The organism is Nocardiopsis deserti (genome assembly GCF_008638355.1).
GTDB classification, from domain to species: Bacteria; Actinomycetota; Actinomycetes; order Streptosporangiales; family Streptosporangiaceae; genus Nocardiopsis; species Nocardiopsis alborubida.
The window spans coordinates 131,422-155,859 of the sequence record NZ_VWVS01000014.1 but is presented as its reverse complement, the minus strand read 5'-3'; the positions used below and the strand labels follow the sequence as shown (position 1 = coordinate 155,859).

Sequence of the window (24,438 nt, the reverse complement as noted above, 5' to 3'; positions counted from 1 at the left end):
GGTTCGCGCACTGGTTCCCGCTCATCCCCCGGCCGCGCCCGCCCGCGGACAGCCTGAACGCGCGCGTGGAACGACTCACCACAGCGGGAGAGGTTGCGCGTTCCGGATCGGGTGAGGAGGCTCTGGCCGCCGCCGCGCAGGTCTACAACGGCGCGGCGCTGCTCGCTTCCGACGTCGGGCTGCCCGACCTGGCCCGCGACTGGTGCTGGGAACACGCACACGCGTACCTGACGCACCTACCTCTGAACACCGCCATGGCCCAACGCGCCCTGGAACCGGTGGTCAACCTGGCTCGGCTCCGTATCCGCGCGGGCAACGGCACAGCAGCCTTCGCGATGCTCACCGCCCTGCGCGAAGGGTTACGTGCGGCCAAGGCCACCGTGGTCGACGGCCACGAGCTCCCCTTGGATCGGATCATCTCGTCCGACGAGGACCGGGCAGAGCTGCACCGTTGGCTATGGACAGTGTGTCTAGGAGACGGGATGCGGGCTCTGGCTACTGAAGGCAGATGGCAGGAGGCCGCTGAGCAGGCCCGGCAACACGGCGGGATCGGTGACCGTCTCTTCGACGGCCGCCAGGTCGCCGTCATCGCCGCGCTCACTGAAGGCAATTCGAGAACTGCGCTGGCCATGGCCGAGGACAGCGAGGTTCGGGGACCGTGGGAGAGAGCCGTCCAGGCGGTCCTGGCTTTGTGGTGCCACGAAGGGCTCGGTGATGCCACAGCCGACGATACGGAGACGGTCCTGAACCGTGTTCGTGCCGTCGAGAGCCGTCAGGTCGTGTTCACTACCAGGCTTAGGATCGTTACAGCGGAGCTCATCGAAAGCCTTCGGGGAGACGCTTCTGTTCTCGTGTCGCAGCTGGTCTCCACTGTTGTCCGCGCACAGGACGGGTACGCGGCCCGAGACCTGCTCACCACATGGAGCGGGAAGCTTTCATCCGATCAGATGGGTAGCTTGATCCCTGTACTCCAATCCTCCGGCCTTGGCAGGCAAACCCTCCCTGAGCAGCTGTTCCACGAACTCTGCGCTGCAATCAGCGAAGCGAGCCAAAGACTCGGTGATCACTCGGTTCTTACATGACACACGGTCCCCGTAGCTGAAAGGCTACGGGGACCTGCGTGTGTTTCCCTGGTCTGGCGTAGACGCACGTGAACGGCATCGTGGGAGACGAAACCGTCCTTACGCACCCAACGTCTTCCCCAAGCCGGAGATTCAACCGCACCGAGAAGTGTCAGCTCCCGTGACCCGCTGCGACAGACGGGGACACCCACTCTCCCGCGCCTTCACTCTGTCAGCCCCACAGCGGCCGTACCGCTTGCACACCGAACCGGGCCCAGACATGATCGCCATCTCCAAGCCCAGTCTCATCCCAAGCAGCAGTACTCAGAGAAGGCGAGTGCTGGGAGGCAAGCTTGACACACCAACGCCTCCAGCGACCCGAGCCGATCGGTAAGAGCACGCCGAGGGGGCCACATCTGGACCATGGGACGATGGTTGCTGTTTCTAACAAAGTGATCGGCACTGCTAGTCGTGAGGAACCTGTGAGCACGCTCGGTAGCTTCATCTGGTCAATTGCTGACCAGCTCCGGGGCCCCTACCGCCCCAACCAGTACGGGACAGTGATCCTCCCGTTCACCATCCTGCGACGGCTCGACTGCATCCTCGAGCCCGATCGTGCGGCGGTACGGGAGCTGGCTGCGAGGTACGAGAATCCGAACCGGCTCAAGGTCGAGGTCAAGAAGGCCACGGGGCGGACGTTCTACAACACCTCCAACTACGAGTTCGCGAACCTGCTGGCCGACGCGGACGGGCTCGCGGACAACCTCGCTGACTACGTCGACCGGTTCTCCGCCGATGTGGACGTGTTCGAGTACTTCGACTTCAAGAAGGAGATCCTGGCCCTGGAGAAGGCCGGGCTCCTGCGCGAGATCGTCAAGTCCTTCGGCGCCGTCGATCTGCATCCCGACGTGGTCTCCAACGCGGACATGGGGGATGCGTTCGAGTACATCATCCGCAAGTTCAACGAGGCCGCGAACGAGACCTCTGGAGACCACTACACGCCGCGCGATGCGATCCGACTGCTGGTCGACCTTCTCTTCGCGGAGAAGGACGTCGACCTCACCGAGGGCGGTATCATCCGGTCGCTGTACGACCCCACTGCCGGTACCGGCGGCATGCTCTCCTTGGCAGAGGAACACCTACTCGCCGAGAACCCTGATGCGAAGCTGAGTTTGTACGGCCAGGAGTACAACCCACAGTCATACGCCATCTGCAAGTCCGACCTGCTCGCCAAGGGACACGACGCGACCAACATCGCCTTCGGGAACACGCTCACCGACGACACCTTCAAGGGCCGCCAGTTCGACTATTGCATGTCCAACCCGCCCTACGGGGTGGACTGGAAGCAGTACGCCAAGTCGATCAAGGAGGAGCGCGACTCCGCTGGCCCCTACGGCCGCTTCGCACCTGGACTCCCTGCGGCCTCGGACGGCCAGATGCTCTTCCTGCTCCACTTGGTTCACAAGATGCGTGCACCCGAGGACGGCGGCGGCCGCGTCGGCATCGTCATGAACGGCTCGCCGCTCTTCAACGGCGCCGCCGAATCCGGCCCATCCAACATCCGCAGGTGGCTACTGGAGAACGACCTCGTCGAGGCGATCGTCGCCCTACCAACCAACATGTTCTTCAACACCGGTATCGCCACCTACATCTGGATCCTTGACAACTCCAAGCACTCCGACCGTGAGGGCAAGGTACAGCTCATCGACGGCACGTCATTCTGGACCAAGATGCGCAAAAGCCTCGGATCCAAGGGACGCGAGATCAGCGACCATGACCGCGCCGAGGTCGTGCGACTGTACGCCGACTTCGAGGACGCTGACCCTGACTGCTCCAAGGTGTTGCGCAATGATGAGTTCGGCTATTGGACCATCACCGTCGAGCGCCCCCTGTTCGATGAGGATGGGAACCTTGTCGTCGACCGTAAGGGCCACCCAAAACCCGACTCGAAGAAGCGTGACACTGAAAACGTGCCCTTCACCTACGGCGGCTCAACCGCTGGCGCGGCAGGGAAGCGCGAAGTCATCCAGGCGTACTTCGACGCGGAGGTGAGGCCGCACGTTTCTGACGCCTGGATCGACTGGGTCAAGACCAAAACCGGCTACGAGATTCCCTTCACCCGCCACTTCTACAGGTACACTCCGCCCCGCCCTCTCGCCGATATCGACGCCGACCTGGAGAAACAGGTCGCCAAGATCCTTGGTCTACTGCGAGAGGTGGAGCAGTGAAGGGTCCTCTCTGGAACGTCTTGCCTGATGGGTGGCTGACAGGCCAGGTCAAGAATGCTGCGATAGTCACACTCGGCAAGATGTTGCAGAGCAAGGACTCGGGCAATGACGTACGTGCGCCCTACATGCGCGCTGCGAATGTACAGCCTGATGGCGTGCTGGCCCTCGCCGATATGAAAGAGATGTGGTTCAGCGAGTCCGAACTGGAGCATTTGAGCATTCACAGGGGCGACGTAGTCGTTGTCGAGGGCGGCCAGGGCGGGTTCGGCCGTGCCGCGTATGTCAACCAGGATCTTCCTGGCTGGGGGTTCCAGAACTCGATCAACCGGCTTCGACCAGTTAGAGATTTTGACGGCCGCTTCATATCATTCTATCTGACCGCACTGCGAGCTAGCGGCTTCATCCATGCCTACTCCAACGTTGTCTCAATGCCGCACCTCACGGCAGAGAAGCTAGCCAGGATTCCGATCCCGCTGCCGCCAGTGGAGGTGCAGCGCGCTATCGCAGACTATCTCACCTCCGAGACGAGCCGCATCGACACGCTCATAGAGGAGCAACATCGGCTGATCGAGATACTCCACGAGCGCCGTGCAGCCGTCATCTCACATGCCGTTCTAGACGCGACATCCGTGCGGACACAACTCCGCAGAGTCGTCGACGTTATCGATTGCGCCCATGTGACCGCCGAGTTTGTCGACGACGATCGCCGCTATCCGGTGGCGAGCATCCGCGAGTGTCAGGGCGCCACGGTAGATCTATCAGAATGCAACTACACGACAGCAGAGTTCTTCGATCACCTCAGGGCTTCGGGGCGGGCGCCCCGTCCGGGAGATCTGCTTTTCATACGAAACGTCTCGGTCGGGCTGGTTTCAGTTGTTAATTCTTACCTGCCCGAGTTCGCAGTTGGGCAGGAGACTGTCCTTCTACGTCGGAAAACGGATATCGACTCGTCTTTCTTGCGCTATGCGCTGATCGGGACCGAGGTTAGACATGCGGTTGAGAGCGCCATGATCGGGAGTACGTTCCGACGAATCAACGTGTCTGCCATTCGCGCCCTCCCGGTGCCGATTCCTTCGCTTAGTGAACAGCGGCGCATCGTCGCGTACCTGGATAATGAGACTGCAAAGATCGACGCGCTGATCGCCGAAACCGAGCGGTTCATCGAACTCTCCAGGGAGCGGCGGTCAGCGTTGATCATGGCGGCCGTGACGGGGCAGATCGACGTACGAAAGGCGGCGTGATGGCCGACCACAACGAGGAGGCCTTCGAAAGGGAGATCTGCCAGTACCTCGAAGCTCAGGGTTGGCTGTACTCGGCGAACGACCATGACGGCGGTGAGTACGACCGGGAGCGGGCGCTGTTCCCTGCAGACCTGTTCGCGTGGTTGGAAGAGACACAGAAAACTGCGTACGCCAAGGCGTTGAAGGCGGCAGGTTCACAAGCGAAGTTCCTCGACGTGTTGACCGCGGCGCTGGACAAGCCACTGGAGCACGGCGGCGGGACACTGAACATCCTGCGCAACGGGGTGCAGTACATCAGCGGCGGCCGGTTGAAGATGGCGCAGTTCCGTCCGGAGACGTCGCTCAACCAGACCACGACAACGCACTACGAGGCGATGCGGGTGCGGGTTGTCCGGCAGGTGCGCTTCTCAACCGCAGACCAGCGCAGTATCGATCTGGTGTTCTTCATCAACGGGCTCCCGGTAGCCACGGTGGAGCTGAAGACCGACTTCACCCAGTCACTGGACGAGGCGATCAACCAGTACAAGCAACACCGCACTCCGTTGACGAACGGGCGGCCAGAGCCGTTGCTGTCGTTCGGCCACCGGGCACTGGTGCACTTCGCGGTCTCGAACGACCGAGCGGCGATGACTACGAGGCTGGAGGGGGCGAAAACTCACTTCTTGCCGTTCAACCTCGGCTTCGACAGCGGTGCTGGCAACCCGCCCGGCGCAGACGGACGGTCGGCGACGGCATACCTGTGGGAACGGGTCTGGGAGAAGCACGCCTGGCTGAACATCATCGGGCGGCTGATGATCGTGCAGACCAAGGAAGAGTGGAACGTCACTACCGGCACCTCCGTGCGGCGTACGAGCCTGCTCTTTCCTCGGTTCCACCAGTGGGAAGCCGTCACGAACATCGTCGACGCGGTGAAGGAGGAGGGCGTCGGGCAGCGGTACCTGATCGAGCACTCGGCCGGGTCAGGGAAGACGAACACCATCGCTTGGACGGCCCACCGTCTGGCCCGGCTGCATGTCGATGACCAGAAGGTCTTCGACTCGGTCATCGTGGTCGTGGACCGTACCGTGATCGACTCCCAGCTGCAGGAAGCGATCCGGCAGATCGACGGCACCGGCAAGATCGTCGCGACCATCAGCCCCGAGGACGTCCGTAAGGCTGGCGCGAAGTCGAAGTCGGGTCTGCTGGCTCAGGCGTTGAAGAACGGCGAGCTGATTATCGCGGTCACGGTGCAGACCTTCCCGCATGCGCTGGATGAGATCCGAAGCGACGCTGGTCTGAGGGGCAAGCGGTTCGCCATCATCGCTGATGAGGCGCACTCCTCCCAGTCGGGTCAGATCTCCTCGAAGCTGAAGGAGGTGCTGACCGCTGAGGAGGTGAAGGAGATCGAGGAGGGTGGCGAGGTCGATGTGGAGTCGGTGCTGGCATCGGAGATGACCGAGCGGGCCGAGTCGGAGAACATCTCTTATTTCGCCTTCACCGCTACGCCGAAGAACAAGACGCTTGAACTGTTCGGCCGCAAGGGACCCGACGGCAAGCCGCGCGAGTTCCACCTGTACTCGATGAAGCAGGCGATCGAGGAGGGCTACATCCTCGACGTACTCAAGGGTTACCAGTCCTACGACACTGCGTTGAAGATCGCTGGCAGGGCCGAGAGCGGTGACGGAGGCGAGGTCGAGGAGGCCGCCGCCCGCAAGGGTCTGATGCGGTGGGTGCAGCTCCACCCGACGAATATCAGCCAGAGGGTACGGATCATCGTCGAGCACTTCCACGCCAACGTCGCCTATCTCCTCGAAGGCAGGGCAAAGGCGATGGTGGTGACCGACTCGCGCAAGTCCGCGGTGAAGTACAAGCTGGCCATCGACGCCTACATCGCCAGGCGCAGCGCCGAGGACGCCTCGTACAACTACCGCACCCTGGTTGCCTTCTCCTCTGGGGTGACGATGCCCGAGGACGAGACCTGGCACAGCGACTGGGGCCCGCAGCCGTCAAAGGATGACGAGTTCACCGAGGCCAACATGAACCCCGGCGCCGGGACTGATCTGGCGGCCGCGTTCAAGGGCGAGACGTACAAGATCATGCTGGTCGCCAACAAGTTCCAGACCGGCTTCGACCAGCCCCTGCTCTCGGCGATGTACGTCGACAAGAAGCTGTCGGGTGTCACCGCGGTGCAGACGCTCTCGCGTCTCAACCGCACCCACCGCACCGTTGGTGGGGAGCAGAAGCGCAAGACCTTCGTCATCGACTTCGCCAACAAGCCCGAGGACATCAAGGCGGCCTTCGAGCCGTACTTCAAGAACGCGGCCCTGGAGACGGAAACCGATCCCTACGTCGTCATCCACCTGGCCAACAAGCTCGCCCAGGCCGGAATCTACACCGAGGACGACGTTCGTAAGGTCGCCGAGTTGTGGGTGACCCGGAAGGGCAACAACGCGCTCTCGGCGGCGATCAGCCCCGCGCAGCACGACTTCCGGCGCCGCTACGCGCGGGCGATCGAGGAAGGGGACAAGGTCACGCTCCAGGCGCTCGACCTCTTCCGCAAGGACGTCTCCACCTACGTACGCCTCTATGACTTCATGTCACAGATCGTCGACTATGGCGATCCCTACATGGAGATGCTCTCGATCTTCCTGCGCCTGCTGGAGAAAGTCATCGCCGAGTCCGCTTGGGCGGCCGACATCGACCTCTCGGACGTGGTGCTGGTCGGGGTCAAGCACAGCAAGGCTGCCCCGGTCGACATCTCACTCGTGGGTGACGGTCAACTGAAGGGCATCAGCGCCGCCGGCACGGGAGCGAAGAAGGACCCGAAGTACGTCGCGCTCCAGGTCGTCATAGACAAGATGAACGACCTTTTCGGCGCCGAATCGTTCGCCGAGTACCAGGTCCGGGAGTTTGTGCAGGGGCTCGTCCAGCGGCTGCTCGCCGACCCGAACCTGATCAACCAGACCAAGGTGAACTCCAAGAAGCAGTTCCTGGAGTCACCGGATTTCCAAGCAGCCGTCACGGAGGCGGTCGCGGACAACCAGGGCGCCCACAACACGATGGCTGACTACTTTTTCACCGACGGGCCAGCCACCAACGCGCTCATCGTCGCCCTCGCGAATGCCTTCTACGAAGCAGCAGTCGATCAACAGATTGATTCTTAGCCCCTGGAAGGAAGCGGTCGCTGTATCAAGTCGAGGATCACGACAATACTGCGAGCACGGCATCCATCCATGACCCATCTCCGGTCTGCCCCAGGTAGTTGACTCAGCTAAAGTTGGCCAACGTGCTCTTCGAGTATCTGGAGATCTTCCGCAACCGGCAGCACCGAAACTCGACGATCGGCTGGCTGACACCCGCAGAGTTCGAGAAGAGACAGCCAAGCACCGTGTCCTGAGGCTCCAGAAAAACTGCTCCACAAGACCCGGTACGAGACACACCACTCAAGATCCACCGAACACGCCCTCGATGGATCTATCTATTACCGGCGAATCTGCTTGCTGTGTCGGGATAGGACTTGCTCGGCCGTGAGACTGTGTTCAGCAAGAGCAGCAGCTACTTCCAACGGGTCGGACCATGAAGCACCGGCGGTTAGCTGCTTGACAAAGGCTTCCACCTTTACGCGCAGACTATCGAGTTGAACCTTGGTGATGATACGCGTTCCGGACGGTACGTGAGCTTGGGCATCAAGCTCATCCGACGGGTGAACAAGTACGGCTGTCGGCGTTGATGCCTCCGGGTAGCGCTTGCTGAACCAGGTCATCGAGTGAGTGAGCTGTCCCGCCTCGCTCTTGATGATTACAGGGTTGTCGCGCGAAATATCTGTCTTCAACTCGATGACGGCATACTGCTGAGTAGACAACGCCCAGAGGTTATCTGGACCGCCATCTCGGTCTTCTTTCTCTGGCCGACTCGATCCGAACCCAAGGTGAAGTCCCAGCAATCGGAACTGCTCTTCTGAGAGATCCGCGGCATGTTCGACGCCCCAGACGATATTGTCGAATAGTGATGCCACAGCAAGCTCCAGCGTACGAGCATCATTGTAATGCTCGTTGAGGTATATCGCTGCCGTTTGGGCTTGGACCGCAGGCCCAGCGATCTTCTTACGGGAGGGTGCCACTGCTGGTTTGAGCACCGCAGGGTTCATCCTGCGCGCGGCGGCCAGAGTCCCCTGGGATGCGACGGGGTTGACGTGGTGTTCGTAGGCCGCCAGTTCTTCCAGGCACCAGCCCTTCACGAGGGGATCGGTCACCGTATCGATCGCTGCCCGTAGGACAAGTACGGCACCGTCGATGTCGCCGGCCACGGCGCGGTTGAAGGCTTCCCGGCGGCCGGCTGCGAGCTCGGTGACGTTCCCTGTTGCGTCGTAGGTGACGTCGGCGGTGGTCTCCAGACTCCTGCTGACCCACTCGTTTTTACGTTGCAGGAAGATATCGAGGAGGTCGGCGATCGACTCGATACCTTCGCCCCTGATTTGTTCTGCAAGCTGTTGACTGAGTTCGATCTGAGCGCGTGTGGCTGGCGAGTAGAACGCTCGGAGCTGTGGATCACGGAGTGTAAGTGCCGCGTCGCTGGTGAGAACCAGCACGGCACAGTGGTCGCCCACGTCTCGGATCCCTCGCCCCATACCTTGTTCGATCCGCTGCACCTCGCGTGCTTTGAAGGCCATCGACCCGATCAGCGCTGCAGAGGCCCGCTGCTCGTGGGGTGTGAGTGGGGTAGGGATGCCATCGACGATCAGCAGTCGGCACGCATCTCCGGGTAGGTCTACTCCGTCGTACTTGTTGACCAGTACGACGACGCCCACATGCTCACCGTCCTTCATACGCTCGATGACAGGTTGCATGTCCCTCACATGCAACGTCTCATCGGCAACACGTTCCCAGCGCTTTGCTGAGTGGTCACCGGGAACAAGCACCACCACATTGACTGGCTCGGTGCTCGCCCCTGCGCCGCGGTTGCCGTCAGCAAAGTCGCGTGCCAACTGATGGATCGCAGTGTCCGCAAGCTGAGGGTTGATAGACAGTGGAGCAAGGATGATCCGATCCCCCAGGTCGGATGCCTGCTTTGGAGTGATTGGCTTGCGCACTGCCTCGGCGTCAGCGTCGAGCTCAGTGACAAGCACGCCCTCGTCCTCGAGTGTGGCGGTGAGGTACACCCGGCGCTTCGCCTGCTGGAATGCCGGAATCAATGAGACCTCTGGACAGGGAGTCTTGATCTCTATGTTCCTGGAGGTGACCGTAACCGTCGCGAGCTTCAACGAGTCAGCCACGAACGACCATGGGTAAAACAAGGTGCCGATGTCATCGTCGTTCGTGTATGGCTGGATGACACTCAGGACTTGCTCGGCCCGGTCCGCAACAGCCTTGGGAGGGACCCGGATTGGCGAGCCGAAACCACCTAGCCGGATCTCTGCGAAGGCTTTGGGGCTCTGGTCCCGTAGTTCGGCGGCGAACAAGTTGATGAGGTCTTTGAACGCATCGCATGAGGAAGGGATGGACGTCGCGAACAAACCGGCGGTGGCGTTGAGGGCGGAGTGTGCATCGTCGATGACGACAACGCCGAGCGGAATTACTCTCTTCACGCCGCGTACACCGAAGGTGCTGCGCCCGTTGAGAAGTTTATGGAATGTTGTGACCAGGATCGCTCGTGACGAGCGGAACGATTCATCGCTTGTGTCGGTAGTGACTGCGATCTTGGCGTCGTTCGCCTCATCCACGACTTGCTGGATCAGGAACTTGTCAGGCACGAGAAAAACGGCTGGCCCCATGCCCTCATGCAGGCTCGATTGGGCAATCAATAGACCGGTGAGTGTCTTGCCTCCACCGGTGTTCTGCTTGAGAACGAGGTCGGGCTCGGTGCGACGGTCGTACCACGCTTCCAGCACCTCGTTCTGCTCCGGGCGAAGCCGGGGCCATTTGCGATCCTGGAGCGAGGCGTAGATCTCGCGAGGGCGCGTGAGTTGTGTGCCCTTGTGCGGGTTGATCTCATCCCAACGGATCGGCATCAGTGCCACCTTCGCAAACATGCACGCGACGCGTGCGGGGAAATATCGTCGCATGGTCACGCGACTACTACGAGCGGTACGCGGCTGAACAGCTGGCAGCTGACACCGCGAGCTGGCCTACCGATCCCTGAAGCGACTCACGAGACTTGGCGATCGTACTCGCCATCTCCATTCTCGCAGATCGGGCAGGAAGCCGCACTGAAATTGACACTACTGATTGATGTTTGATTCTCTGTTGCGAGGTGGGTAGGACTCTTATGACCAGCAATTTCAGGAGGCCACCATGGACGCCACCGAACAACAGCACCGCCGGATGACCGCCGCCGTTCTGTTCGAGCAGGGCCAGTTCCGCGACAGCCAGATCGCTCAGATACTCGGTGTCACCAACCGCGCGGTCAACCACTGGCACCGCGCCTGGCAATTCTAATCCGATGGTCGCAGGTTCGAATCCTGCCGGGTGCGCCACAAAACCCCAGGTCACAGCCTTGCCTGGCCAAAGCCTGAGGGGGTCGTCTTGCCGGTGGGTCCAGGGTGGGACCCAGGTGGGACCAGCACCAGGCCCCGGCGACCATCCCGACCCCGGCTCCTCGTATGCCGGCCGGTCCTCCCAGCGTCCCGCAACACCAACCACGCCGTTCGCTCCGCCGCCTCCCTCGCCACCTCCGGGAGGACACTGGCATAGGTGTCCGCGGTCAACACGATGCTCGCGTGCCCCAACATCGCCTGCACCACCTTCAACTCCACCCCCCGGCTCCAACCGCAGGCCTCGAGCGGGGTTGGAGGGCAGCAACCGCTCACGCACCGCGGTGTTCAACGCCGCCCGCAACGTGGCGCGGATCCGCTGCACCATCGCCGGGGAAAGCCGATCCCCCACCGGGGTGGTGCGGCACGAGATCGCATCGAACACCTCCTGCACCTGGGCAGGCGTCAACTCCTCCAACAGCACTGCGCCCAGCGAGGGCTTGAGGTAGCGGTCGATGTACTCGCCGTAGCCGACCCTGGTGCGCGGCCGCAAGCGGGTCCGAGTCTCCAACCAGTGCTGAAGCCACTCCCCTACCGTCCACACCACCGGACCTGCCGCATCTGTCTCCACACCCTGGGCCCTGCGCAGCGCCGCGCGCGCTGCCTCCCGGGAAGCGAACCCACCACGACGCACCCGGCACCGCCGACCCGGAACATGCTCCAACTCGGCCGAAAAGTACCAGCTCCCATGCCCGCGAGACCGCAACCGCGGACAGCTGCCCCCGACCTTCCTCGAGGTACCAGGCAAACGACACCCACACCGCTTGAACACCGAACCAGACCCGGACACAATCACCACCTCCGCGTCCAGTCTCATCCCACACCGACATGCTCGAAGAAGACAAGTGACGGGAGGCGATCCCGGCACCCAACATGCCCTCCATCACACCCAGCACGAGACACATTGGGGAACGCCCATGGTCGTCAGCGGAAGTCACCGCAGGGCGGAGCGAATCTGTTCACCCTGTTACCGCTGTCAAGCAGATCGGCGATGTCCGATGCGGCCCGCAAATTCACCCCTGGGGCAGCTGAGTGGTCCACCACGAGTTCTCGGAGTCCGCACATCGATGCCCACAGATGACGTTGGTCGAACTGTGCCATGGCCGCAAGCAACCCACGCAAGTCGTCGGGGTCCGTCGTGGTGTCGGCGGCACGGACCATCTCCGCATCCGCGATGTACCACCGGCTCTGGTCATAATGGGCGAGTATGTGCTCCGCATAGGCCCGTTCGATCGGGCGGGCCCGCAGGTCCTGAGTAAAGGCGTCGAGGACCGACAGTGCCAGGCGGTGCTGTTCTCTCCCCTCCTCAGTCAACAGGCCCGCTGCCAGGGCACGCTCGTAAATGCTGTGGGCGGAATCCTGTACGAACTCTCCCAGCGATGACAGAGCCGGTTCGCGTAGCCCCGGATCGCTGCCGGAGAGTATCATTGCGGCCCACAGACGGGCGAGATTCGGCACCTCTTGGTCATGGCTGATGTCGCGCAGTAAATCCAGTGCCCGCACCCGGCTCCGCTCCCGCTGAGTCAGGCGAATGAGGGTGCTAATCCGCTCTTCAGCATCGGCATCCGGTTCGGCGACGATCTGTAGCAACAGTTCCAGAGCGGTCGCGGTGGTTGGAGAACCCGATTCGACAAGCAACTCCAAGGCGTGTATCCGCTCGTTGAAGCTGTGCGTCCGGTCTTCACCCAGGGAGAGGATCAATGCGTGGGCTTCGCCAGTGTGCCCCGCGTCGAGCTCCGCGAGTGCGCTGGCCGCTTCACTGATCTCCCATACACGCGTGCCCTCTCCAGGTGTAGAGGGCTCCGCCAACATGGTGACGGCCAGTCGGCGGTGCCCTGGACCGAGGCAGGCGAGTGCCTCACACGCCTGCCTGCGTTCCCACAGGGTGTGGCCATCATCCTGCGCCAGATTGGTCAGCAGCTCCGCGGCGCGCTCGAGGTGATGGTGGCTCAACTGCAAGAGTCCGGCTACGGCGCACTGTCGTTCCCAGGCACGCAGGTCGGCGTCGGCCGCGGCGGAGGTCAACCTCTCGTACGCCTCTGCAACGTACCGGCTATCAAGGGCAGCCAGTCTGACCCGTGTCAGCGCGAATTGCAGCGGGCTACACGATGCACTGTCCATCTGGATGAGGGCTTTCCCGGCCTCGTGTCGGGCACGCGGCCCCATGACGACCAATGTGTCCGTTGCGCCGATCCGCTCCCACAGATCCACATCGGACTCGGTGACCAGTTTGATCAGGGCATCGCTTGCTGACTCGGCGGGTCCCGTACCCAGCTTCCGCAGTTCTTTGGCTGCTCGGACACGATGCTCTCCACAGCGTCGCTGATCGGTCGCGAGAGAGGTCAGGGCGGCGATGGCGTTCTGACGGTCGGTACCTGTCCAGAAGGCCAGTTCAGCAGCGGCACGGCACCGGGCACTCGGGGCGACGGACTCATCGTTGGCGACCGCTTGGAGGGTCATCACTGCGGCTTCGCGGTATGTGCCGCCCAAACGGGCCAGCGCCATCGTCGCATCGATCCTCCGCTCAGGGAAGACTTTCAGGTCCTCCGAGATCAGACTGAGGGCTGCCGCCACCCTCGGATTCGCGGTCAAGTTCAGTTGTGCTAAAGCCTCGAACAAATTCTGGGGGAAGTTGAGATGTTGCTCGCGTGCATCCTGCTCCAAGAGCTCGAGAAGGTGATTGGCGATGTCAGAGCGCCGATCAGGATGAATCCTCGCGAGTGCCAACAGGGCCCGAGACCGTATGGAGGTATCTTCCATCTTGTCTCCAGCCAACAAGTCCAGGAACCGCACCGCGTTCGCACCATGCTCACCACCCAGGGTGTACAAGAGTTTTGCGGCATGAATGCGGCCCATCCCCTGTCCTCGCGCACCCGCCATCCAGGTGACAAGGCTCAGCGACTCCGTGTCCGGGGTCTGCGACGCTGCCAGTCTCACGACACCAGCGAGACGGTCCTGGTACGTCCGTGTCTGATCCCTAGTCAGATCACGCACGCACGCCAGGTACCGGTCGTGCAGATCCGATCTGCGGCTTCCCAGCGATTCCAATGTCACCAGGATGTAGTTGATGTCGCTCTGCTGTGCCTTCAGGGTTGCCAGTGCCCCGTCGAAAATCTCGCTGGGCGGGAGACAATCATGATCCGCGAGTCGCCGGAGGGAGACCAGCCGGTCGTTGGGCTTGAAGGTTGGGTCTTGGGACATGCGCAGCAATGCGCTGACGGCGGGCGTCCGGGGTGCGGCCGCGGATTCCAGCAGGAGGTCCGCGGAGGTGAACCGCTCTTGCGGGGTGAGGGTCGAATCCTCACAGGCCTCGGCCAGCAACCTGCCGCCTCGGTCGGTGTGCAGGCCGCCCAGCTTGCGCAGTACCCCGCCACCCAGAATGCGAGAGGTTCCATCCACGTTCGCACGACCGACAACGCCCTTGATGGCGGTGGCCAGAACGGCCTGGTTGTCGGGGGAGAGCGAGTGCAGCACGCTGAGGGCCAGGACGTTGTCCTCGGGAGACGCAAAAGGGTGGTTCAGTAGTTCCTCACAGTGCTCACGGACCTGTTGTACGTACACTTCTCCCAGACCGGCGAGTGTCTGCGCGGCCTTCACACGGTCGTCGGGCTCAATGGTCCGGTCGGTCATCATCCCGTGCAGCGCGGCGGCGGCCCGGTGCCGGTTCTCGTCCCCGAGTTTGGCCAACTCCATGGCCGCATTGATCCGCTTGTCACGGAAGCTCTCATTGGGGACCTCCGCTGCGAGGCGGAAGACCTCGGCAGCTCGCGGTCGCCATTCAGGTCCCAGCACCAGAAACTGCTTGGCGACGGCGAAGTGATCGAAGGTATCCGATTGCGGATCAGCGACGATATCGGAGAGCATGGCTGCCAGTCCGCTCCGCTGTTCACCACCGAGTTGAGCGAGACTCTCAACCGCTCGAAACCGCTGGTGCGGGCGTTGCTGTGTCCCGCAGGCGACCGTTATCAGAGCTTCGACCGCGTCCTCCCAGGTCTCCGGGGCGATCCAGGCGATCGCCGTAAGAGCGAGGGCGCGGTCAGCCGCGTCGAGAAACGGGTCGTCGGCTGAGGCACGCAGGGCCGCCACCGCGGTCTCGCGGTGCTCGCGCCCCAGCTTGGCCAGCTCCTCGGCGGCGTCGCGGCGCTGCCACTCCGGCAGAGCGGTGTCGACGGCGAGTTCGCCCAGGATTTCGGCCGCACGTTCCCGGTGCTCGTCGCCGAGCCGGGCCAGGGTGACGGCGGTCCATTTCTTACGCAGGGGGTTGCTGGTGTCGGTCAGCTGCCGGAGGGTGGCGACCGACTCCGCCCGGTGCTCCGGACCCAGTTTGGCGAGCAGTTCGGCCGCCTCCAACCGCTCCTGATCAGCACGTGACTCATCACCGGCCAAATCGCGGAAGACGCAGGTGGCAGTGTGCAGATGCCTGCGACCCAGCTTCGCCAGAACACGGGCCGCCGCCAGACGGAGTGCACTTGGGTGCTCCGTACCCGTGTAGCCGCCCAAGAGCTCTGTGCTGCGTGGCCAGATCTGCGGGGACCGCGCCCCCAGGATCTCGATGATCTTGATCTTCGCCTCGGCCCGGACGAGGTCGTCCTCGAGCAGCGCGCGGAGGCGGTCCTGTACCTGCGGTCGCCGGACCAGTGAGGCCAGTGAGGCCAGGTCCTCGGCGTAGTCGGTGGACAGTCTGTGCGCGATGAAGTCCAAGTGGACGCCGAGCCGCTGGTCGTCACAGGGAACGCCTTGCGCGACTAGAGCCACGGCGCGTTCACGATGGCTGTAGGTCGCGCGTTGGAGCCATGCCAGGAGCCCGTTTCGGGAGGCGGTGAGGTGCAAGTGGTGCACCACTGTGCGCTCGGCGCCCTCGTCCCCCAACAGCAAACCGCGGATCAGACCCTCCCAGGGCTCCTGCTCGGGGAGGAAGGTTTCGGGAAGCGCCTTGGCCCCTGCTGAGGCAGCGAGGTGCTCGGCGAAGGTCTGGTGGAGGAAGCGTGGCCGACCGCCGCGCAGGACCACGAGGCCGGTACGAGAGAGCCAGTCGATGACGGTGCTCTCCCAGAAGGTCCCGATCGGTGCTGGTGCGTCCTCGGCCTCCGAGTCCAGCCGCTGGCGGACGACCTCCAACAGCGGGGTCTCCCGGCTGACGTAGGCGGTGCCCAACAGCTCCAGCATCTCCACCCGGTGCTGGTCGAGCCAGTCAAGTAGGGCGGACTCCTCGCGGCTCCGCTCGCGCTCATCCTTGCCCGTGTTAGCTTCGGCACGTGCCTGCGCGTACATACTGATGTAGTTCTCGTAAAGCTCGAACCGACTGGCGGGCAGCAGCCGGTCGCGGCGGGTGGCGTAGACGCTCGCAGCGACGGAAGCGAGCAGCGGTACCTCCACGATCCCGGACAGGCCCGAGGCCTGCACCTGCTCCAGGAAGCCCTCGGTGGCTAGGGCCCCCTCCGGGGTGTCCTGCGCGTTGAACCACCGTTGCGCGAAGCGGATCAGCGCGTCCCGGTCGAAGGGAAGCAATTCGAAGAAGCCAACCTGTGGGCCACGGCGCAGCCGGGCGATCTCACCTGGGGGAAGCGGGCGGGTGGTGATGACGAAGCGCACCGGTGGGCGGGGCTGTGCCATGTGCGCGGCCAGCTTGGTGAGCAGGCGCTCGCGCGCCGTCTGGTCGGGGATCTCGTCCAGGGCGTCCACAACAATCAGCCACCGGCGTCCGCCGACTGTCCCGCCGAAGATCTCCTCGGCTACCTCGCCGTCGGAAATGCCCCCGTACTCAGCGGCGATCGCGGCCTGGACCGTCGCGCCCCAACCGGGGCACAGGTGGGTGGCGAGCACCCGTGCGGGGAGCACCAGGGGAACCAGTGAACCGCGGTCTCCGGGCTCGGGATCATCGAGCAGGGACCGTGCAAGGCTGCCCACGAGCTGGTATCCGAGCGTGGTTTTGCCGAGCCCGGCCGCCCCTTCCAGCACCAGGTGGTCGTGCTGGTCGAGAACCTCTTCGAAGGGCTGGGCCAACCGGGAGGCCTTGCGGTACTGCTCGATCAGCTCAACCTCATCGGGATCGCTCTCTTCCTCCCACACCGGGCGCAGATCGAGGGGAGCGCTCACGCTCTGCCGAACGTACACACCCGACAGCGAGGGGCGGTCGTATCCGGGGAGCGGGTAGGGCAGGTCGTCGGTCACCTGACAGACCGCCCGGATCAGGCCGGTGAGCGCGGACGGCAGCACCCGACCATCCGCGACGGCGGCCTCGGGCTGCGGGTCAGGTGAGGCAACGAAGTAGACGTTCTGTGTCCCGCTGTGGAGGACGGCCTGCTGGGCCGCACCCTCAGCCTGGGCGTGCTGGTTCTCGGAGCCGGATTTCGGCGTCACTTCGAAGGGGAAGCCATCACTCACGGTTGCCCTTCTGGAAGGTCACGTTCTGCACGCCGTTGCCCAGTACCGCCTGCTGGGCGTCGTCCTTGGCGGTCGCCGTCTGTGTGAAGCCGCCGATGGAAGCTATGGGACTCTGTTGAATCCACTTCCGGAGTTCCGGTTCCATTTCCGGCGCCTTTTCGAGCAAGCGCGCGATCCTGTCCTGCCATTGTGTTGCCTGCATCGCACGCGTGCGCTCGAGATCGGGTTCCGGAGCCGCCACCAGTTCCGCGTGACCGCGGTCCAGCTCCCCCTCGAGCTCAGTGGCCGCCTCGGGTGTGTGCCGGGTGACGAGCCGGAGAAACCCCTGTTTCGTCGCTGTCCAGCCGTCCTTGGCCATCGCACTGACGAGAGCCGTACCGCCTGCCGCTGCCAACGCCACCAACGTCTCGGGGAGCACCGGCGCCACCTTCCCTCGTGTCCGTTTTATCGAGTCGGACGGTTATTTTAGCCTTCGCCGCCGCACCATAGGGGTTTTCGGGACAGGAAATACAAAGACCGCGGAGAACCCGCCTATCAACGTGGAGCGATGTCCCTCAGCGAATCGAGGCCCTGGCCCGTACGAACCGGACGCGCGATGTCCTCAGAGCCCGGGACCGGTGAGGAGTGACGAGCCACCGCTTCTGGCTCGCCGCTCCGTTGTTGGAACCGCAGGTCGCTGAGGCGGAGACGCGGTACGGCGTCTCGCTGCCCGCAGACTACCAAGGCTTCCTCCTGCAGGTCGGCGCCGGCGGCGCCGGGCCGGGGTACGGGCTCAGCACCCTGCGTCGAACGGACACGGGGTGGGAATGGACCGCCCCGGGTAAGGAGACACAGTCCGACTCCCTAGCAGTCGCCTTTCAGACAGTGGAGGAACGAGCCCAGCGCCTGGCCGAGTATGAGGGCCGGGAACCGGTGCGGTCCGGCTTCGAGACGCCGGAGGCGTTCGAGGCCGCGTACCGCCTGTGGCGGGAGGCCGATGACGAACTCTTCGACTGGTTCGCCTCCGGAGCGCTGTGCCTGAGCCACGAGGGCTGTGGCCATTTCGTCTGGCTCGTCGTGAGAGGTCCGGAGCGTGGCAGCATGTGGGTCGACGGCTTCCCGGCCGAGGGTGGCTTTCGCCCCCTGGGCGCTCCAGGCGCACGGGGCGGGTTCACGGACTGGTACCTCGGCTGGGTCGCCAGACTTGAGGCCGCCGCCAGTCACTCCCGTGAGAAGAGGCAGGAGACGCGGTGGAGCTGGAATCACCTCGCAAGAATCTCGCGAGGTGCCATCGGACGCCACCAGGGGCCGGTGTGTGCTCCGATTATGCTCCGCAGTTCCGGACTGGGACGACACCGAGCGGCACCCCTTAGCACGAAACGATGGCGATGATCGGATAGATAGGGACGAAACGGCACCCTGTAGCACGTAGAGGCACGAAAGCGCCGGACTTCTCATCCGATGGTCGCAGGTTCGAATCCTGCCGGGTGCGCCACAAAATCCCAGGTCAGACGGGGCGCGCGAGTCGAACAGGCAAGGTGCGGGGCCCGAATCCGGGCCGTTTGTGCTCCATGTGTGCTCCCTAGTACAAGGTCAGTACAGGTGGAGGGCCACCTCGCGGAGCACTTTGCCGTTCCGTGACCCTACGTGCGCGCACCGTGTCCGCCCATCAGCGCCCCATAGCCGCCCTGACGCGCGCGGTCCGGGGTCGTATGCCGTGATGCCCCTACAGGCCACATACGGCCGTTTCGCTCCAAACCCCTTATCCCACAGGGCTTCACGCGCCACAATCGGTCACATGAGCAAGGCAAGGTGGATCTGGGCAGCAACGGCAAGCGTCGCGGTCCCGGCCGCGTTAGGCGCCGGACTGTGGCTCGGGGGTGGTCCCGGCACACGCGACGGATGGGAGGCCGCCTCATGGGCCGCGGGCATCACTGCCGCCCTGGCTCTGATCGTCACTGCCGTTGCCTGGGCCGCCACCTCCAAGTCCTCTCCTGCGGCGTTATCCCCGACTCCGGAAAGTGAAGGCAACACCGTGAATACGGTGAACGGAAACGTCTCCGGCGCCACCCTCATCCAGGGCCGGGATACGTACATGGAGAACACCACCTACGGAGGCGACCACCTGGACTTCCGAAACGGCACCTTCCACGGAAGCATCGTCGGCAAGCAGGTTAACCGCTTCCGTTCCGGGCCCGGTAACGGCAGGCAGGGGTCCGACCGGTGAGCAGTTTCTACAACGGCGACCACATCGACTTCAGCAACAGCATCTTCTACGGCCCGGTCACCGGAAAGCAGGAGGTCCACCACCACTACACGGCCCACAAGGTGGACTGGCCCATCCGGGTGGGCGTCATCCCCGAACAGGCCGCCCATTACCAGCACCGCACCATCGCCGACCACCTCAGCACCGCGCTGAACGACTTCGGAACCGTCGTCCTGCGACAGGTCCTCTCTGGTACCGGCGGGGTCGGCAAGACCCAACTGGCTGCTCACCACGCCCGCACCCTCCGCGACATCACCGCCCCCGACCAACGGGTGGACGTACTTGTGTGGGCCAACGCCTCCACCCGTGACCAGATCACCTACGCCTACACCCAAGCTGCCCGCCAGCTTTTCTCAACCATCCCTGAGGACCCCGAGCAGGTTGCGGCTCTCTTCCTCACCTGGTTGCAGGATCCCAACAAGCATCACAACCGGCGCTGGCTGATTGTGTGGGACGACCTGGTTGACCCTGCCCAGGTGCGGGATCTGTGGCCCCCTCACGACCAACCCCATGGCCGTGTTCTGGTCACCACACGGCGACGTGATCACTCTCTGACCACCCAGGGGCGCCACCTGCTTGATGTGGACGTCTACACCCCCGACGAAGCACATGCCTTTCTCATCCGCGCCCTCAACGAAGCAGGAATCACCCACACCACCACGGAGCGGGGTTCCCTCGCATGCGATCTCGGATATCTGCCGCTGGCACTGGGGCAGGCGGTCGCCTATATGGCCGAACTCCAGATGGGCTGTACGGCCTACCTGGAACTATTCCATAGCCGAATACGCACGCTGGACGAGGTGTTCCCCAACTGGGAAAACCCCGTACCTCTGGCTGCGACCTGGGAGTTGTCCCTAGCTCAAGCCGACGCATTCACCCCCCGAGGGGTGGCCCGCCCCCTGATGGGGCTGATCGCTCTTCTGGACGGGACCGCCATTCCCGAAAGCGTACTCACCGCCCCGCCGGTGCTCGACTACCTCGCCCCCCACCACACCCGCGATACGGTCACCATCCCCACCCCGCCCGACCGAAGGACACAGGGCTTACTGGCAAGACTCAGACATGCACTGAGCCGTCCCGTGGTCTCATCCCAGGCCCCACCCGCGACTACCGCACTGACCGCGCATGAAATCCGCACCACCCTGGCCAACTTGCGCCGCTTGAACCTGATCACCCGCACCACCGTCCCGTCCGCCGGACAAGGTGGAGAAGAGCCTCGGGAAGTCCTCGTTGGAGCCCACCAACTGATACAGCGCGCCACCCGGGAGCACACCACCACCTGCCCCGACCGTCTTGGCGTGCGCGCTCTGGCAGACGCCCTTGTCAAGGTGTGGCCCGAGGTCGAACGCGACACATCTCTGACACAGCAGCTTCGCAGCAACACCGCCGCACTACGTCGCCACTACTCAGTGGAGGGTCGGAGTAGTGAAGAGTGGTTGTGGGAGCCGAAGGGACACAGGGTGCTGTTCCGGTCAGGCCACAGTCTGAGAGCAGCCGGTCAAGTGGAGGAGGCTGTGACCTACTGGCAGCACATGTCCGAGGCAGCCCGCCAGCATCTCGGCTCAGAGCATCCCCAAACACTCACCGCGAGATCCAGCCGCGCCCACATGCTCGGTGAAGCCGGGGACACGGCCGGAGCCGCCCAAGCCTACGAAGAGCTCCTCACCGACCACCTACGTGTCCTCGGCCCAAACCACCCCGACACTCTCATCACCCGCAACAACCTCGCAGGGTGGCGCGGTGAAGCCGGCGATCTGTCCGGAGCTGTACGAGCCTACGACGACCTTGTCACCGACTGCCTGCGCGTCCTTGGCTCCACACACCCCTGGGCCCTTGCCGCGAGAGCCAATCTCGCTTACCACCGCGGCAAGGCGGGAGATGCGGTCGGAGCTGTCCAGGCCTACGAAGAACTCCTCACCGACCATCTGAGTGTCCTTGGCCCCGACCACCCCGACACCCTCTCCACACGAAACGGCCTCGCCTCCATGCTCGGTGAAGCCGGAGACACGGTCGGAGCCACCCGAATCCATGAGGACCTTGTTGCCGACCGCCTACGCATCTTCGGCCCCGACCACCCCGACACCCTCATGGCAAGAGCACACTTCGCCCACAGCCTCGGTAAAGCTGGAGATGCGGCCAGAGCCGTCCAGGCTTACGAAGAGCTCCTCACCGACCGGCTGCGCGTCCTCGGCCCAAACCACCCCGACACCCTCTCCACACGAAACGGCCTCGCCTCCATGCTCGGTGAAGCCGGAGATGCGGCCAGAGCCGCCCAGGCCTACGAAAAACTCCTCACCGACCGGCTGCGCGTCCTCGGCCCAAACCACCCCGACACCCTGGTTACCCGCATCAATCTGGCCGGATGGCTCGGTGAAGCCGGAGATGCGGCCAGAGCCGCCCAGGCCTACGAAAAACTCCTCACCGACTGCCTGCGTGTTCTCGGCCCCGACCACCCCCACACCCTCATCACCAAAGCCAATCTCGCTTCTGTGCACGGTAAGGCTGGAAACCCTCTCGAAGCTGCCCGGGTCTACGAAGACGTTCTCACCGACTGCCTGCGTGTCCTCGGCCCAAACCACTCCAAGACCCTTGCTACACGCCACAACCTCGCTTTCTGGCGGGACGAAGCCGGGGACACCTCCGGAGCCGTCCAAGCCTGCACGGCTCTCCTGACCGACCTCCTACGTTTTTTGGAGCCCGACCACCCGGAGGTCCTGGTCAACCGCAGCAACCTCGCCACGTGGACCTATAGGTCTGGTGACACCGTCAGAGCCGTCGAACTCCTCTCTGCCCTCGTCAGCGACCAGTTGCGCGTTCTCGGCCCCCACCACCCCCACACAAAAGCCAGTAAGGAGGTCCTGCGTCATTGGCGCAACGAACTGTCTGAAGCACGAGCCGAACCAGGGGACCTTTGATCCGATCGGTTACTGGTCCCGGACGCGAGGAAACCCCAGGCCAGCAGGGGTGAACCCGTGGACAGGCCTGGGGTCGGTGGTGCTGTGCGGCTCCCGGTGTGCTCGCCGGTTCGGCTACCCGACCGCAGTCGATGTGCCGCGTAGTAGTGCGGCGGTGGCCTCGGCCGCCGCTTTGGCCACGTCGGGGAACACCGACTGGTAGGTGTCCTGGGTGAAGTGCGTGGTCGCGTGCCCCAACTCGCTGGACACGATCTTCACGTCCGTCCCGGCCGCGAGCGCCAGTGAGGCGGCCCCGTGGCGGAGCCCGTGCAACGTGATCGGCGGCAACCCTGCAGCCCTGACGATGCGCAGAAACCAGTCACTGACCTGCCCCGGATGCCACCCCGAACCATCGTCCCGGGTAAAGGCCAGACCGCTGTCCGTCCAGCCTGCTCCGGCCTTGAGGCGGGCTTCGTTCTGGAACCGCTTCCAAGCCCGCAACACCTTGATGGTGTCGGCGTCCAGAGTGATGGTGCGCTGGCCCGCTGCGCTCTTGGGGGTGGAGGTGATCGTCTCCCACGCCAACTGGACCACCTGAACACGGATGTCGATCTGCCCGTCTATCAACCTCGTGTTGGCCCAGGGCAGCCCGACCGCTTCTCCTCGCCGTAGGCCCTTGACGGCGATCAGGTGGAACATCGGATACAACCACGGGTACTTCCTCGCGTGCACCAGAAAAGCGCGGGTCTGCTCCGGGGTCCACACCATGACCTCTCCCGGCACCGTGCCGTCCTTGGCCCACTGGCGCACCCGGTCCGGAGTCCACACCAGCGGACGCTTCCTAGGACAGGAGGGCAACCGTACGTGCGAGGCGATGTTCACCGACACCGGCAGATCCGGACGCCTGACGGCTTCGGACAACGCACTCCGAAGAGTCGCGCGGATCCGGTGCTTGGTGGACAGCGAGATCACCCGGCGCCCCCTGACCGAGGCCCGCACCTGAGGGTCATCGGACTCGCAGCACTCCAGGATGTGGGCGTTGGTTTCCTCAACCGCCGCGAACATCGCTTCGACGTGACGGGCCTGGAGCTTGTCCAGCCGGAGCCGACCCAGGTGCGGGGCGAGGTAGGTGCGGATGTGGCCGGCGTAGGAGGCCCGGGTTCCCGCGGCCAGATCGGGCTTTCCCTTCAACCACTCCCCCAGCCACACTTCAACGGTGGGTGGTTCGGTGCGCACGTCCACCGCCATCGCCACCCGCTTGTGCACCTCCTGAAGGTCCGGGAGTGGGCGGCGTTGCTTCAACGCCGCCTGGACCAGGTCAGCGATCTGCGCTTCGACCGTGGGGTCCTTCTCCGCCAGGCCGATCAACGCCTTGACGTGCTCCAACCCCGCACGGGCCTGTTCCTGGGAAGCCAGGCCGACCCGTCGGGCCTGGCGGCGCCCACCCTCACTGGTCGGGGGAAGCTCGTACTGGAACGCCCACGCCCCATGGGCCGGGTTCCAGCCCCCAGTCCGGCGCTTGAGCTGCGGACACCTTGTCCCCAGCGCCCTACCGGTGCTCTCGTCTCGGCATCCGCACCGTTTGAACGTGGACCCCTCACGCGCGGCCATGCACGGCCTCACCTTCGTCTCGCTCCCCACGCACACCACACCCGCCAACCATCAGCAGTGAGCCGACCTCGGCCACCGTGACCGAAGTACTCACACCCACACGACCCACCTCGCTACCACCTCTGAACTGCGCGAATACAGTGCGCGGCCCCGCGTGTGACGGGGCACCACGCATCCACGCTCGACCTCGTAGAGGTGGTCAAGCGGATTCAGCAGAAATGTCGTCCGATGGGTGCACACCCCCGCCCGCCCATCCGATACGCCCG

11 protein-coding genes, 1 tRNA gene and 1 pseudogene are annotated in these 24,438 nt (G+C 63.9%); 8 read left to right on the top strand and 5 right to left on the bottom strand.

The features are described 5' to 3' along the window. Positions 1–65 precede the first annotated feature (65 nt). The 4 genes from FYW99_RS19185 (at position 66) to FYW99_RS19170 (ending at position 7,673) form a co-directional block, all read left to right on the top strand. Entirely contained in the window at positions 66–1,082 is a 1,017-nt protein-coding gene (locus tag FYW99_RS19185; protein WP_223839232.1) for a hypothetical protein, read from the top strand. A 461-nt stretch (positions 1,083–1,543) separates the two neighbouring features. After that, entirely contained in the window at positions 1,544–3,289 is a 1,746-nt protein-coding gene (locus FYW99_RS19180) for a type I restriction-modification system subunit M (RefSeq protein WP_150253398.1), read from the top strand. Between the two features lie 80 nt (positions 3,290–3,369). Continuing rightward, complete coding sequence (locus FYW99_RS19175) at positions 3,370–4,530, top strand: restriction endonuclease subunit S (protein WP_150253397.1); 1,161 nt, start codon at positions 3,370–3,372, stop codon at positions 4,528–4,530. Beyond that, positions 4,530–7,673: a type I restriction endonuclease subunit R gene (locus FYW99_RS19170; protein ID WP_150253396.1), complete on the top strand. Its 3,144-nt coding sequence runs from the start codon at positions 4,530–4,532 to the stop codon at positions 7,671–7,673. The genes FYW99_RS19175 and FYW99_RS19170 overlap by 1 nt, the downstream gene beginning before the upstream one ends. Positions 7,674–7,990: 317 nt before the next feature. On the opposite strand, the gene FYW99_RS19165 is transcribed toward FYW99_RS19170, so the two are convergent. Beyond that, complete coding sequence (locus FYW99_RS19165; RefSeq protein ID WP_150253569.1) at positions 7,991–10,516, bottom strand: DEAD/DEAH box helicase; 2,526 nt, start codon at positions 10,514–10,516, stop codon at positions 7,991–7,993. A 283-nt stretch (positions 10,517–10,799) separates the two neighbouring features. Here FYW99_RS19165 and FYW99_RS19160 point away from each other — a divergent pair, with 283 nt between their 5' ends. Continuing rightward, a complete protein-coding gene (locus tag FYW99_RS19160; protein WP_150253395.1) occupies positions 10,800–10,943 on the top strand; it encodes a helix-turn-helix domain-containing protein in 144 nt (47 codons plus the stop codon). A gap of 534 nt (positions 10,944–11,477) precedes the next feature. On the opposite strand, the pseudogene FYW99_RS32430 reads toward FYW99_RS19160, so the two are convergent. The 3 genes and pseudogenes from FYW99_RS32430 to FYW99_RS19145 form a co-directional block, all read right to left on the bottom strand. Further along, a pseudogene (locus tag FYW99_RS32430) lies at positions 11,478–11,855 on the bottom strand (hypothetical protein); the annotation flags it as partial. A 107-nt stretch (positions 11,856–11,962) separates the two neighbouring features. Next, positions 11,963–17,422 (bottom strand): NACHT domain-containing protein, encoded by a 5,460-nt coding sequence (locus tag FYW99_RS19150; RefSeq protein WP_150253394.1) that lies wholly within the window; start codon positions 17,420–17,422, stop codon positions 11,963–11,965. Next, positions 17,415–17,840, bottom strand: coding sequence for a hypothetical protein (locus FYW99_RS19145; protein WP_150253393.1), 426 nt, complete (start codon positions 17,838–17,840; stop codon positions 17,415–17,417). Before FYW99_RS19145 ends, FYW99_RS19150 begins: the two co-directional genes overlap by 8 nt. A 975-nt stretch (positions 17,841–18,815) precedes the next feature. Here FYW99_RS19145 and FYW99_RS19135 point away from each other — a divergent pair. The 3 genes from FYW99_RS19135 to FYW99_RS19125 all read left to right on the top strand — a co-directional run bounded on the left by FYW99_RS19135 (position 18,816) and on the right by FYW99_RS19125 (position 22,582). Then, a tRNA-Arg gene (locus FYW99_RS19135) sits at positions 18,816–18,896 on the top strand. Positions 18,897–19,199: 303 nt separating this feature from the next. Then, a complete protein-coding gene (locus FYW99_RS19130; protein ID WP_150253392.1) occupies positions 19,200–19,628 on the top strand; it encodes a hypothetical protein in 429 nt (142 codons plus the stop codon). Next, positions 19,625–22,582, top strand: coding sequence for a tetratricopeptide repeat protein (locus FYW99_RS19125; RefSeq protein WP_150253391.1), 2,958 nt, complete (start codon positions 19,625–19,627; stop codon positions 22,580–22,582). The genes FYW99_RS19130 and FYW99_RS19125 overlap by 4 nt, the downstream gene beginning before the upstream one ends. 114 nt (positions 22,583–22,696) lie before the next feature. Here the strand turns inward: FYW99_RS19125 and FYW99_RS19120 are convergent, their stop codons facing one another. Next, positions 22,697–24,172 (bottom strand): tyrosine-type recombinase/integrase, encoded by a 1,476-nt coding sequence (locus tag FYW99_RS19120; RefSeq protein WP_150253390.1) that lies wholly within the window; start codon positions 24,170–24,172, stop codon positions 22,697–22,699. Positions 24,173–24,438 lie beyond the last annotated feature (266 nt).